This is a genomic window from Streptomyces anulatus (genome assembly GCF_000721175.1).
GTDB classification, from domain to species: domain Bacteria; phylum Actinomycetota; class Actinomycetes; order Streptomycetales; family Streptomycetaceae; genus Streptomyces; species Streptomyces anulatus_C.
Map to the genome: position 1 here is coordinate 1 of NZ_JOEZ01000157.1, position 216 is coordinate 216.

Sequence of the window (216 nt, forward strand, 5' to 3'; positions counted from 1 at the left end):
CACCTCCGTCAAGCTGACCTGGCAGGCGGCGACGGACGACAACGGCATCAAGGAATACGACGTCTACCGCGGCGACACCAAGGTCGCCACCGTCACCGAAACCACCCACACCGACACCCGGCTGACCCCGGGCACCGAATACACCTACAGCGTCAGGGCCCGCGACACCGCCGACCAGGTCGGCCCGGCCAGCGACACCGTCACCGTCACCACCAC

The 216-nt window shown here is 68.1% G+C and carries 1 protein-coding gene; it reads left to right on the forward strand.

Translation table 11 applies throughout. The annotated features are described in order from the left end of the window. Positions 1-216 (forward strand): fibronectin type III domain-containing protein (locus tag IG90_RS40515; RefSeq protein ID WP_033895143.1); only part of this gene is annotated, 216 nt, incomplete at both ends.